Source organism: bacterium, from assembly GCA_020444325.1.
Classification (GTDB): domain Bacteria; phylum Bacteroidota; class Ignavibacteria; order SZUA-365; family SZUA-365; genus BM516.
In genome coordinates this window covers 390,452-403,636 of the sequence record JAHLLD010000001.1, presented here as the reverse complement: position 1 = coordinate 403,636, position 13,185 = coordinate 390,452, and the positions used below count along the sequence as shown (strand labels likewise).

Annotated in this window: 10 protein-coding genes; 9 read left to right on the top strand and 1 reads right to left on the bottom strand. The window is 56.5% G+C overall.

What is annotated here, in order from left to right; translation table 11 throughout:
- The first annotated feature begins 83 nt into the window (after positions 1 to 83).
- The 7 genes from KQI65_01680 (at position 84) to rpiB (ending at position 7,777) form a co-directional block, all read left to right on the top strand.
- The gene (locus KQI65_01680; GenBank protein ID MCB2203431.1) at positions 84 to 488 is read left to right on the top strand and encodes a hypothetical protein; all 405 of its coding nucleotides are present in this window, start codon (positions 84 to 86) and stop codon (positions 486 to 488) included.
- Between the two features lie 74 nt (positions 489 to 562).
- Complete coding sequence (locus tag KQI65_01675; GenBank protein MCB2203430.1) at positions 563 to 1,831, top strand: SpoIID/LytB domain-containing protein; 1,269 nt, start codon at positions 563 to 565, stop codon at positions 1,829 to 1,831.
- Between the two features lie 124 nt (positions 1,832 to 1,955).
- Positions 1,956 to 3,443, top strand: coding sequence for a glycogen synthase GlgA (glgA, locus tag KQI65_01670; GenBank protein ID MCB2203429.1), 1,488 nt, complete (start codon positions 1,956 to 1,958; stop codon positions 3,441 to 3,443).
- Between the two features lie 160 nt (positions 3,444 to 3,603).
- Complete coding sequence (locus tag KQI65_01665; protein ID MCB2203428.1) at positions 3,604 to 4,764, top strand: DNRLRE domain-containing protein; 1,161 nt, start codon at positions 3,604 to 3,606, stop codon at positions 4,762 to 4,764.
- 6 nt (positions 4,765 to 4,770) lie between these two features.
- Positions 4,771 to 5,985 (top strand): hypothetical protein, encoded by a 1,215-nt coding sequence (locus KQI65_01660; protein MCB2203427.1) that lies wholly within the window; start codon positions 4,771 to 4,773, stop codon positions 5,983 to 5,985.
- Positions 5,986 to 6,016: 31 nt separating this feature from the next.
- A complete protein-coding gene (locus KQI65_01655) occupies positions 6,017 to 7,300 on the top strand; it encodes a tetratricopeptide repeat protein (GenBank protein MCB2203426.1) in 1,284 nt (427 codons plus the stop codon).
- Positions 7,301 to 7,345: 45 nt separating this feature from the next.
- Positions 7,346 to 7,777: a ribose 5-phosphate isomerase B gene (rpiB, locus tag KQI65_01650; GenBank protein MCB2203425.1), complete on the top strand. Its 432-nt coding sequence runs from the start codon at positions 7,346 to 7,348 to the stop codon at positions 7,775 to 7,777.
- 48 nt (positions 7,778 to 7,825) lie between these two features.
- On the opposite strand, the gene KQI65_01645 is transcribed toward rpiB, so the two are convergent.
- Positions 7,826 to 8,629, bottom strand: coding sequence for a YIP1 family protein (locus tag KQI65_01645; GenBank protein ID MCB2203424.1), 804 nt, complete (start codon positions 8,627 to 8,629; stop codon positions 7,826 to 7,828).
- A 258-nt stretch (positions 8,630 to 8,887) separates the two neighbouring features.
- Between KQI65_01645 and KQI65_01640 the strand changes: the two genes are divergently transcribed.
- The gene (locus KQI65_01640) at positions 8,888 to 11,923 is read left to right on the top strand and encodes a choice-of-anchor D domain-containing protein (protein MCB2203423.1); all 3,036 of its coding nucleotides are present in this window, start codon (positions 8,888 to 8,890) and stop codon (positions 11,921 to 11,923) included.
- Between the two features lie 6 nt (positions 11,924 to 11,929).
- On the top strand, positions 11,930 to 13,108 hold the full coding sequence (locus tag KQI65_01635) for an isochorismate synthase (GenBank protein MCB2203422.1): 1,179 nt from the start codon (positions 11,930 to 11,932) through the stop codon (positions 13,106 to 13,108).
- Positions 13,109 to 13,185: the final 77 nt, after the last annotated feature.

Below are 13,185 nucleotides of genomic sequence, written 5' to 3'. Positions count from 1 at the left end.
CGCTGGGGGACCCCCGGGATCAGCCTTGACTCTTGTGGGATTTCCGATTACATTCTACACTGATAAAACGTCAGCATATGATGATGAAACGACTTCTCGGCATATCACTCGTTCTCCTGATCGTCAGCGCCACTGCGTTCGGCGGTGCGTTCCTGGATTTCTTCAATGGCCGCAGCGATGGTGAGAACATCATCCTCGAATGGAAGACCAGGTCGGAGAGCAACCTGCTGCGCTATGAGATTCAGCGCAAGGCCGGGCAGGACGGTGAATTCGTGACATTGTCAACGGTCAATCCCAAGGGTTCGAATTCACTGTATTCGTTCACCGACCGTTCGGCCTACAAGGCGACGGAAAGTATTTATGTGTACCGGCTGAAAATCGTGGAAGCCTCCGGCTCCCCCGCTTCATTCTCGAACGAGATTACAGTCTCGCACAGTGTGAGCAGCGTCAAGCGCACCTGGGGCAGCATCAAGGCCATGTTCCGCTGATCACCGGAATTACACGCGCATTTCGAGGGCATGCCTGACGGTCATGCCCTTTCCTGTATACAGGGTATTATTCGATGAAGCATCGCCTTCTCCTTCCCGTTATTCTGGCACTTGCAATTCTTGGCGGCTGCGCCTCCTCGCGTCCCTCCGACAGCGCGGATCAGCAGCCATTTGTTCGCGTCTGTATCGCCGAACGCAGCAGTGAAATCACACTTGTGCTGCCACCTGAGAGCGTCATGCAGACAGCGACACAGCGTTTTTCAATGGATGGCTTTCATGAGCTGCGATGTGCGCTTGAAGACGATGGGGCGATGACCGTGTATATGGATGGCAGGGAAGCACGCAACCTGCGTGGCGCGTTTCGCTGTTTCCCGCGCGGTGGAGAGCATGGCTTCGGGTTTGAGGACCGCAGCTACAGCGATACACTGCTGGTGGCTTCCGACGGGGAGGGCCTGTATCTCGTCAATATTCTGCCGCTTGAGCGTTACCTCCGCGGCGTGGTTCCGGAAGAAATCGGTCGCAATCGCACACCGGAAGAACTTGAGGCAGCACGTGCGCAGGCCGTGCTTGCGCGTACCTACGCCCTGCGGAAAATTGCATTGCCACTCACACGTCTCTTTGATGTATATGCTGATGAACGTGACCAGGTGTTTCCCGGTGCGGGTCAGCGCGACGACATCACGGATGTGGCTGTCGAACAGACGCGGGGCATGGTTGTCGCATTTAACGGACAGCTGGCGGAATGCTATTATCACAGTACCTGTGGGGGACGCACAGAGGCTTCTTCCCTGATCTGGAAGCGTCCCCAATCGCAGCCATGGCTGACCGGGGTGCGTGATCGCGGGCCGGATGGTGATTTCTGCCGAATCTCCCCGAATTACCGATGGACGGAATTGTATTCACTCCCTGCTCTCGATCGCATGCTTCGCGAATATCTACCGGCTGCGAACGACGCCATCATGGCGTCCGATCTTCCGGCGGACAACTGGCATCTGCTCGATCTGAACATCATCAGCCGCATGCCTTCGGGCCGCGTCGCAACCATGCAGGTGGTCATGGGAAACCGGGCCCGGCAGCGTGCCTACTACGTGCACGGTGATAACATTCGCAAGCTCTTCCGCAGGGGCGACGAACAGCTGCCTCTGCGCTCAGCGCTCATCGATATCGATATCGAACGGGACGAACATCGCTGGATCAGGCAGGTACGCATCAAAGGCGGTGGTGCCGGTCACGGAGTGGGGATGTGCCAGTGGGGTGCAATTGGCCGCGCAAGAGCAGGAGAGAATTTTCGCGCCATTCTCGGCGCATACTTCCCGCAGACGGATGTTTTGAAGCTGTATTAGTGCTGAACCGCAGTATTTTCAGGGAATGAAAGCGCTTTATTGGGGGTAAATTGTAGTTTTTTAGCAATTTTCGTATTTTTGCATTTTGCTAGAGTCTTTGTCATAACAACTGTCTGGAGTCCTCATGGCGAAACCTTTGAGTATCCTCTTCGTGTCCAGCGAAGTTGTTCCTTTCGCCAAAACCGGCGGTCTCGCGGATGTGTCCGCCGCGCTCCCTCAGCAAATTCGTGAGATGGGTCATGATATCCGCATCATCATGCCCAAGTTCGCCGCCGTAAGTGACCGGAAATTCAAGATCCACGATATCAAACGGCTGACCGACATGCCGATTGAACTCGGCGATCGCACACTGCTCGGCAGCGTGAAATCATCTTTCCTTACGAATATCAAGACCAAGGTGCAGGTGTATTTCCTCAGCAATGAGGATCTGTACTGCAGGTCGGATCTCTATGTCGATCCGAAAACCAAGGAAGCCTGGCCGGATAATGACGACCGTTTCATTTTCTTCTGCCGTGGCGTCATCCAGACATTGATACTGCTCGGCTGGAAGCCTGATATTATCCATCTCAATGACTGGCAGTCTGCGCTCATCGCTGCCCTGATCAAGACCGAGTATGCGAACGAGCCGCTGTTCAAGAACACGCATATCGTGTTCACCGTGCACAATGCCGCGTATCAGGGGATTTTCCCCGCCGCTTCTTTTGAGAAGACCGGTCTGCCCGCCAAGGCCTTCAAGCAGGAAGGCGTCGAGTTTCATGGCGACATGAACATGCTCAAGGCGGGGCTCATGTATGCGGACCAGATTACCACCGTCAGTCCCACCTACGCCAAGGAAATCCGTGGCAGCAAGGAATACGGCTACGGCCTCGAGGGTGTGTTCAAGAAGAAAGCCCGAAAGACCGTGGGACTGCTCAACGGCATGGACGATACGGTGTGGAATCCTGAAGTCGACAAGCTGATCCCGAAAACGTACTCGGCCGACAGTCTCGAAGACAAGCAGGAAAACAAGAAAGCACTCTGTGACCATTTCAAGCTGCCCTACGATCCGGCCGTTCCCGTGATCGGTATCGTCTCACGTCTGGCAGACCAGAAAGGCTTCGATCTGATCAAGGAGAAGCTTGTCGATCTGATGAAGCTCGACCTGCAGATCGTGGTACTCGGTTCCGGAGAAAAGAAGTACGAAGACCTCTTCTCCAAGGCAGCAAAGAAGTACAAGAAGAAAATGGCCGCGCATATCGGTTTCGACGAAGACCTCGCGCATCTGATCGAGGCAGGAAGCGACATGTTCCTGATGCCGTCGAAGTACGAACCCTGCGGACTCAATCAGATGTACAGCCTCCGCTATGGCACGCTGCCCATCGTGCGCGCCACGGGCGGTCTCGCGGATTCCGTCGAGGATCTCGATGCGAAACCGAAATCCGGCACCGGCTTCGTCTTCGAAGACTACAAGGGCAAGCAGATGCTCGATGCCGTCAAGCGGGCGCTTGCCGCGTTCAAGGACGAAAAGATCTGGCAGGCCGCAATGAAGCGGGCGATGAAAAAGGATAATTCCTGGGATTCATCAGCCAGGAAATACATCGATCTGTATAAAAAGCTTCTGAAGAAAAAATAACGCAACCATAACATTGCACTCATGTGCCGCTCATCAGCGATCCGTCAATTGTACGCGGAATTCTCCCTTGCCGGGGATTAGCGAGAAATCGTATTTTGATGACTTATCACGGTCCCGGACAGTCGGGATGAGCCCGCGCACTAATCGGAACAAGAGCCTTTTGCGTACTTCCCTCATTTTTACCGCGTTTCTGGCAATACTGTTTACAGCCTGTCAGAACGAACCGGATCCGACCGGCATAGGTCTGGTTCCGGAGGGTGACCTTATCGACGCACAGCGATTCGATACCGCTGACGACGACACCCGAATCCAGACCACTTCCTTCCACGACACCCTCGCGCCATACAATGCCGTATCGCTCATGATCGGCACCGCGGACGGCTACGAGTCCTCTGCGTTCATTCGCTGGTATCAGCTCTCGGATACGGTTGGACGCGCGGGACGTATTGTCTCCGCCTCCATCAAACTCTTCAGCCTCCCGGGCAGCATCGGGGACAGTACGGCATCAATGACGCTGAACGTGTACGAGATCCAGGAATTCTGGAATTCCTTCACATTCACCAGTGACAGTGTGGACATGCTCGATGTCGCCGCCGTTCCCAGCGGATCGATCACAGCAACGATTGGCGGGGCCGATAGCGTGGAAATTCCTCTCGACAGCACGCTCGTGCGTTCCTGGCTCGAGCACATGGCAGATGGAGAGTTTACCCAGGTGTACGGTGTGAAGATCGACGGTGCAAACAGCAATGTGCTGCGACCATTCCAGAGCAGCGAAAATGCATCGCCACCCGTGTTGACCGTGATCATGGAATTGAACGGGGAACTCGATACGCTGCGTGGTGCGAGCATCGATGACACCTACGGCGCGTCCGGCCCTGAATTTCCTTCCGGACCGGACATGACGCTGCACAGCGGACTGACACAGCGCAGCAGACTGTTCTTCGATGTCTCCAGCATTGAAGGGGCACCGATTGTCAACTACGCCAGGCTTTTCCTGCATATCGACCGCAGCCGCACGACGTCGCATTTCAGCGGGGTGGATTCGATCATCATTTATCAGAATTATGACAGCACCCTCAACCACAGGCAGGGCACGGGTATTCTCACACGCATTGACGACACCGATGAGAATATGATCGTTGCTGAAGGGGTGACGCTCACACGCGCGGTGCAGGACTGGGTGAACGGAAAAGGCAATCACGGACTGCTGCTCGTACCGTACGCCGAGAACAATGAACTGGAACGGCTCACCATTTTCGGTGCCGAGGCTGACAGCACACGCCGTCCCCGTCTTCAGGTCACCTACACTTCGAAACCCTGAGCCGATATGAAACGCATTTTTATCTTTTTTCTGATTCTTCCCGCCGCGCTGTTCGCACAGACACTGTTCGCGCAGAATGGCGGTACGATTGAATCCCGCTTCGGCATCGGCGAACTCGATCTGATGGCAACAGCGCGTCAGCGTGCCATGGGTGCCGTGACCGGGCTGTCGACCACCAACGATATGTCCCTCACAAACCCTGCCGGCTGGTCCATGTCCACACAGCTGCGCCTCCAGGGTGGACTCACGCTTGAGCATCTCAGTATGGAACGGGCGAACGCATCCTCCAACACCGGTGTGATCAAGGGCTTCCAGTTTGTGCTTCCGCTCGAGGACGATTGGAAACTCAGTCTTGGAACCGCCGTGCTGCCGGTGAGCCGTTCTTCATACAAGACGACGTATCGCGGGGAAGTTGCCGGGGAAGAATACACGACGACGTATGCCGGGGATGGCGGCGTTTCCATGTTCCGTGCGGGACTCGCGCTCGAAGCGCTGCCGCATCTGCGCATAGGCGCTGCATACCAGTATTATTTCGGCACGATCTCTCAGGACTGGGAGATGGTCTTCGACAATGGGAGCTATTTTACATCGTATCAGACCCGTGCCACCAGTCATTCGGGATCCGGTTTCCTGGCCGGACTGCTGTATGACGGTATCGAAGGCCTGACGCTGGGCGTATCCCTGCATCCTGCCGTTGAACTGCGCGCCAGTCGAAACCTGCTTCTCCAGTACTCGACCGAAGACTCGACACAGACCGGCGCGAGCGGTGTGCAGGACTATCCTCTGCTCTTCCAGGTGGCCGCATCCTATCAGCTCGGGGAGAAGTGGCTCGTGGCTGCGGAGTACGCAACACAGGACTGGACGGATGCCACCGTGTTCGATCGGAAACAAAATGAGCTGGGTCTTGCGTATAAAATTGGAGCCGGTTTCGAATGGTACCCTTATAAAAATGAACTCGGATACCGTACACTCGCGGAAACCGCCTTTCGATTCGGCTTTTACTATCAACAGCCTTACTTGATGATCAATGACCAGAGCGCAAAAGAATATTTCTTCACCGCCGGTGCGGGCTTCCCGATTTTCGGAGGCAGTCGCGGGGACTTCGCCCTCGAATACGGCTGGCGGGATGGCGACAGCAACCTGCTGGGCTCACAAAACATCATACGGGCATCTGTCACGATCAGCGTCGGCGAATCGTGGTTCAAACGAAACAGCGAATAATATTACTTTGCTTTTGACCCTGGAGGATGTCATGAAACGACTCATAAGAAACGGCCTGATGCTCGCTGCGCTCCTCCTGCTCACGGCGAATTCCTTTACCGCCGTAGCGCAGGATAATGATGGCGGAGAGGATACTGAACGGCTGCTCAGAAGAAACTGGAGCCTGTTCCTCGAATACTTCAAAACCGGTGACTATAAAGCTGCGAAGCGTGCCGGTTGGAAAATCATCGAACTCGATCCCTCGCGCTTCAAAACCTTCCATTCGAAAATGATCGAGATGTACGACTCGCTCGCAACGAATGCAGAAGCGCCGGAAATGAAAACGGGCTACGCCGATACCGTGCTGTGGCTGATCGATAACGCCATCGAAGCATTTCCTGACAAGAAAGCGGAGTACAGTCTCGTAAAGGGATATCAGCTCGAGCGGCATTTCAAGGATCGTGGCAAAGAGGCCATCGAAGCCTATGAGACCGGCATCAATCATGACTATACCACAGCCGATATCTACTACCTGCTCCGTCTGGCGGTGCTCTACAGCAACGACCCCGCCGAGAAAGCCAACGCGGTAAAAGTGCTGCAGGCGATTCTGCTCCGCGAGCCGAATAACACCACGGCGCAGTCACTGATGAAAAACCTGATCAGTGACCCTGAAGAATATGTCGGCATTCTCCGAGATGCGTACTATGCCGATTCCGACAACAGGCAGAAACTCTATGAGCTCGCCAACGGCTACTATGAAATGGTGCAGAACTATGACAGCGCCGCCGTGTACTTCGGCAAGCTGGTGAAGCTCGATCCCTCGGTGAAAAATTACTGGGAACGCTACGCCGCGGCATTGCTCTACATCAGTGATTATTCCAAGGCCTCGGAAGCCTACAAGAAAGTGACCGAGCTGGATCCGGAGTCGAAAGAAGCCTGGCTCAACTACGCACGCTCGGTGCTGCAGGGTGGAAATTTCTCCGAAGCGCGCAGCGCTGCGGAAAAGGCCGCGGACCTGGATCCCGAATGGGGCGCCCCGCATATGGTTGTGGCCAACGTCTACGAAGCAGCTGTGCAGCGATGCGTGGAACGCAACCGCGGCGGCTGGGAACACATGAAAGTCATCGACAAGCTGGTGTATCTGCTGGCAAGAGCCGAGTACTCCCGTGCGGCACGTGATCCGCAGTACGAGGAGCAGGCCAAAGCTCGCTCGGGCGCTCTGAGTACGGTTGTCCCCACGGCGGAAGACCTGTTTGTCAATAAGATTCCCCGCGGTACACCGTACATGATCAACAAGGACTGCTACACCTGGATCGGACGCAGCGTCACGCCCTGACCGGAAACACTGAGATCCACGCAACGCATAGATCAAGGAAATGCAATGATTGCACTGGCATCGGACCACGGTGGTTTTGCTTACAAGGAGCGCGTGAAGACGCTGCTTGACGAACTTGGATTGCAGTGGAAAGATTTCGGCACGCACTCCGAAGAGAGCGTAGACTACCCCGATTTTTCACACGCCGCCGCCGAAGCCATCGTGCGGGGTGAGTGTGACCGCGGCATTTTCATCTGCGGCACCGGTATCGGGATCAGTCTCGCCGCCAATCGTCATCGAGGAATCCGCGCCGCCGCCTGCCAGATCCCTGAAGCAGCGCGCATGTCGAGACTGCACAACGACGCCAACGTGCTGGCACTCGGCGAGCGGCTGATCGACTGGGAAACTGCGGAACGCATGATTCGCATCTGGCTGGAAACACCGTTCGAAGGCGGACGCCATATCCGGCGCATAGAAAAGATTGAAATCGAAGCATAAAAAAACGTCCCCTCGCTGAGGGGACGTTTTTTTCGGGGAAGCATCGGCTCAGCCCATGCCGGCCATGCCAAATCCCATCATCAATGCGGTGAACACGATGAACAGGGAGAAGGCCGCGATCATGCCCTTTGTGCGGGAAATCATGGCGACTTTCTCGAGTCCGATACCCGTGACATACGTCGCCCAGATAGTGATGGGGTTGAGCAGCGCGAGCATTTTGGTGCCGAAGCCCATGTCCGCGATGTTTACATCCATGAATATCAGCGGATTGAGTGCTGCCATGGGATTGCCGGTGAGATAGAGCAGCAGCAATGATATGAGCTGATCCAAAATGCTGATAAACATCACCAGTCCCAGCACGGAGAGCATCGCGGTGTATCCTATGTCCCCCTGCATGATGAACTTCGTCACAAGCCAGTAGAACAGTGCGGTGATGAAGAATAAAATGATCCAGCCAATGGCGCCGGTTACGGCACCTATTGGGCCGTAGAATCCCGACATGCTTTCCATCTGCTGCCGCGCCTGATCATATTGCTCCTGCGACATTTCGCCGGATTCTACCCGCTCTTCAAGCGCGGTGTACTGCGCTTCCTGCACCTGTGCGAGGAAGTCGGGATTGGCGAAGCGCGCAAGTGTACCTGCCGCAATAACGATCATCATGATAATGGCGGGGATGACCCAGTCGGATGTACGTGGTCCGGCGGCTCGCACATTTTCGTATGTTGCCCCGGGTTCGGTAAGCACGCCGATGAACTTGTCAGAAAAGGATAAGGGTTCTACAGGAGGTGGTGCCTCCGCCGTCCTTCCCATCTCCTCGGGTGTTGTTTCCTGCGGTACCGAAGTATCATCCATGCCTGCACTCCTCGGGGTATTGAATTGATTGGGTATTTGTGAAATCGTGAGAAAGGTACGGCACTTTTGGGCTGAAGACAAGGAGAGAGCAAAAGCCGGAACCTGTCCGCAGCCTGCATGCGCAGCGCTCTATCCGTATTCGGGAGAAGTCGCGGAATGTTTCAGCCGCTCCGGTGTCACAAAGTTCAGGAAAACGGGTCGATTATATGTCCCGCTTTACGCTATATTTCCGCTATGTCTGATAGTAGAGGGTCCCATATGAAGCGCATCATCATCATACTGCTTTTTCTCTTCTGTACTGCTCCCGCATATGCACAATGGGAATGGCTCAATCCGCTCCCCGAGGGCAATGAATTTTACGACGCAACCTTCGTCTCCCCGCAGATCGGGTGGATCGTGGGCGGCAACGGTTCCCTGATGAAAACAGTGGACGGTGGCGCGCACTGGACGTCCCAAACGAACATCCTGCGTACCACGCCGTTTATTGGCCTGAGTATCACGTTCGTCGATGCGCAGACCGGTGTCATCACCATGAACAATGGGATGATGCTGCGGACAACGGATGGCGGGCAGGATTGGGATCTGCTTCCCCGTACGGGGATGGTGCTGCAGAAAACCGCGCTGGCACCTGACGGTACGCTCTGGGGCGTCGGCAGTCTCGGCGCCATCGCACGAAGTACCGACGATGGCCAGACCTGGGATCCTTTCTCTACCGGTATCAATACCGTGGTCTTCGACATCGATTTTCCCGATGCGCAGACAGCGGTTGCCGTCTGCGGCGGCGGGAAGGTGCTGCGGAGCACCGATGGCGGCATCAACTGGGACAGTCACACAACGCCGCTGACCACGGATTTGCGCTCGGTCAGCTTCCGGAACGCGACGGACGGCTTTGCCATACAGCAGCCGAAATATCTGCTGCGTACGACCGACGGGGGACAGAATTGGACGGACACTTCATTCACCGTCAATGAATTGCTCGACGTGCACTTCGTATCCGAAAACGTCGGATGGCTGGTCAGTAACAGTCCCGGTTCCGTTTACAAAACAACGGACGGCGGCATGAGCTGGCAGTTCGTCGCCGTCGAGCAGCCCCGGCGCTTCACCTTTTATGCAGTATATCCCCTCGATGAGCAGAACGTCGTGCTGCTCGGTACCGGCGGTGCCGTGTTTACCAGCAATGACGGCGGAGCAAACTGGACGCAGCGGGGAACGGCCTTCACCCGGCAGCACTTGCATGGTGTTCGCGCGGTGAGCGATACCTCCGCCTGGGTGTTTGGCGACGGAAGTGCGTTCTTTACCAGCGACCGGGGCAGCAGCTGGCATGGCAGCGATACCATCTCTCTCCCCGGCTTCCGTTCGGGATATGCACTGAGCGAAACACGCATCATCGCAACCGGATCACAGGGTCAAGTCATGCTTTCCACGGATGCCGGACAGAGCTGGAGCACGCAGGTGATTTCTACGCTGGGACAGATTGAGGAAATCGACTTCGTAGATGAAAACACGGGCTGGCTCACCGGTGCGCATGGTACCATCGCCAGAACCACCGACGGTGGTGGGACCTGGGAAGAAAGCGATGCAGGCGTAGATCACGATTTCAACGGTGTCGCGGCGCGTTCGGCACAGGAAGCATGGATCGCCGGAAACGGCGGCGTCATCTTCCATACCTCTGACGGCGGCACGAACTGGACCGAGCAGACTACGCCCATCACCACCAATCTTCAGACCATTGAATTCACTTCCGCCACCGAAGGCTGGGCGGGCGGACAGCTTGCCCTGCTGCATACAACGGACGGCGGGGCGACATGGTTTGTGGAGAATAAACTCGTCGGACTCGATGTCATCTACGACATCAACTTCACGGATGCGCAGCATGGCTTCATCATGCTCAGCCGCGCAGTGGCAAGGACGAGCGACGGGGGCAGTACATTTTACCGGACCGATTATCCTTCCCTCGGACTGCAGGATCTCGACGCACGTCCCGGCGGGGCATTGTGGCTGGTGGGCAGATACGGTGTGACGCAATATTATACACCGACCGCTGCTATCGTTATTCAGCCCGACAACCTCGATTTCGGCGACGTGCCCATTGGACAGCAGGAGCAGAGAACGATCACAGTCTACAACCGCGGTGAAGTGGATCTCGAGTTTACGAATTTCACTGTCGTCGGTCCCGGCTTCCTGTACATCAACGGGGATCTCAGCGCCATTCCACCCGGCGGTGCGCGGCAGGTCACACTGGGCTTCGCCCCGCAGGATACCGGCACCGTGTACGGAAATGGCACCGTGTATTCAAATGCCGCGCTTGGCGTTCCCTTTGTCGGTTTGCGGGGACACGGAATCCCTGCCGGGACATCAGCGCTCGAACATACCCCCGACACGCTGGACTTCGGGAACATCCTGCTCGGGAAATTCGATATCAGGCACGTATACCTGCACAATCGCTCCACGCAGACGCTTCTCATCAACCGGGAAGTCATGTCCGGTGGCGACTCCCTGATGTTCCAGGTGACACAGGAATCGACCTTCATTTTCTCAGCGGATAAAAGGGATTCCGTACAGATCACCTTTGCTCCCGTCCGCCAGGGGAAATTCCATTCCACGCTGCTTATCGAATCCAATGACAAAGTGGAGCCGATGTACCGTGTGGATGTCATCGGCGAAGCCGTGACACCGATTATCGGGGCAACGGGACTCGACTTCGGGTACGTGTACATCGACAGCAGTAAAACGCTGGATCTCGCCATACACAACATCGGCACATCCGCCCTCAACATCAGCGACATCACCATGGTCGGCAGCGACGCAACGGAATTCAACTTCACCAATCCCGGTCCCGGGGCCGTCGCCGCAGGCGACAGCCTGGTATTCCCCGTGAGTTTCCTGCCGCGCACCTATGGCGGGAAATCCGCGCAGATTATCGTCACCAGCGATGACCTGACAAATGGGATGTACGCCATTCCCCTCGTCGGCAATGCCACGACGCTCGGGACGGAAGATATCCCGCTCGCAGAGCAGCTGACACTGCATGGTAATTATCCCAATCCCGTATCCGCCCAGCGCCTGCACACCAGCTTCCGTGTGGAGCTGCCCGCACGCATGCATCTACGTCTTACCATGCATGACGTACTGGGACGCGCTGTGCGCACTGTTTACACGGGCACGCTTGCGCAGGGAATGCACACCATTGCAGCAAACCTCGAGGGCTTTGTTCCCGGCACGTATCTCGCCGTGCTTGAAGCCACACAGGGTGGAAGCTCGGTGCGGCGCGAACTTGCGGTCATCATCCGCTGACATTGCATGAAGGATGTCCGCGCCATATACCGCATGCTGATCGAACGGCATGCGCCCCCGTTTCTCTTCTGGCATGCGCCCGGGGGTGATGTGCATTGTGCCGCCGGCGTGCGCGCGGAGCAGCAATGTCCCGCGGGTGTGGACTGGCGGCAATGGTTGCGCGATGCTGCAGTGGGTGAAGATGGGGTGCCTTCGTTTTTCGCACTCCCCTTCGAAGCGGACGAAGTGGGGGAAGGAGAATGGGAAGGTTTCAGCGCTGCCCGCATCTGGCAGCCGGCGCAGCATTATCACTTCGATGGCATCCGCGAGCATCTCTCCGGTATGCCGCTGCAGACTCCACCCACCGCTTCTATGGAGGATTCAGACATTGCCTGGCACACGGCCGCCGCAATCCATGTCCCTTCCTGGGATGCGGATGTCTATGAGCAGCGCGTGCGGCGAGGCCTGCAGCTCCTGCATGCGGAATTGCTGCAGAAAATCGTACTCGCACGCGCTGTTGCGATAGAAATGGATGTCCCCTTCAATCCCACGCGCCTGTTGCCCGTCCTCCAGCAGCCACATTCCTTCGGTATCTGCTACAGTCCCGACGGACGCCGTTTTTTCCTGAGTGCCACGCCGGAACGGCTCGCCCGTGTGCACGACGGCACGGTCAGCACCATGGCGCTGGCCGGGACCATGAGTCATGCGGAAGCCACAGAACCCGCATCGCTGCTGAAGAACACCAAGGAGCGTGCGGAACATGCCTATGTCAGCACAATGATACGCGACGCGCTTGCGGAATTCGTGCATGAATTGAAAAGCGAGGACGTGCAACTGCTGCGTCTTCCGCATATCACGCATATCCTCACGCGCATCGAGGGCAGACTGCGGGATGGCGCCGGCATGCTTGACGTCATCAGCGCTCTGCATCCCACTCCGGCGGTGGCGGGAACACCGCGCTCCGCGGCTGCAAAGCATATCCGTGAACTCGAACAGTTTCCCCGCGGACTATATGCCGGCTGTATAGGGTGGACGGACGCGGAAGGAAATGGCGATGCCGCTGTCTGTATCCGCTCCGCCATAATCGAAGGACGGCAGGCCAGGGCGTTCGCAGGCGCCGGCATTGTCTCGGCAAGCGATCCCGTGGCCGAGGAAAAGGAAACTCGTGCAAAGTTGCAGACCGTACTCGATATCCTCGCATCCTGACACAACCGCGAGCTGCAATCCCGCACACCCCGGTATCGAGCAGAGAAGATCACAATTCCGTATCTTGTTTGCTTTCA

Bases quoted from the DNA above. Each gene is read 5' to 3' on its own strand.
- KQI65_01680 (MCB2203431.1), top strand. From the start codon at position 84: ATGAAACGACTTCTCGGCATATCACTCGTTCTCCTGATCGTCAGCGCC.
- KQI65_01675 (MCB2203430.1), top strand. From the start codon at position 563: ATGAAGCATCGCCTTCTCCTTCCCGTTATTCTGGCACTTGCAATTCTT.
- glgA (MCB2203429.1), top strand. From the start codon at position 1,956: ATGGCGAAACCTTTGAGTATCCTCTTCGTGTCCAGCGAAGTTGTTCCT.
- KQI65_01660 (MCB2203427.1), top strand. From the start codon at position 4,771: ATGAAACGCATTTTTATCTTTTTTCTGATTCTTCCCGCCGCGCTGTTC.
- KQI65_01655 (MCB2203426.1), top strand. From the start codon at position 6,017: ATGAAACGACTCATAAGAAACGGCCTGATGCTCGCTGCGCTCCTCCTG.
- rpiB (MCB2203425.1), top strand. From the start codon at position 7,346: ATGATTGCACTGGCATCGGACCACGGTGGTTTTGCTTACAAGGAGCGC.
- KQI65_01645 (MCB2203424.1), bottom strand. From the start codon at position 8,629: ATGGATGATACTTCGGTACCGCAGGAAACAACACCCGAGGAGATGGGA.
- KQI65_01640 (MCB2203423.1), top strand. From the start codon at position 8,888: ATGAAGCGCATCATCATCATACTGCTTTTTCTCTTCTGTACTGCTCCC.
- KQI65_01635 (MCB2203422.1), top strand. From the start codon at position 11,930: ATGAAGGATGTCCGCGCCATATACCGCATGCTGATCGAACGGCATGCG.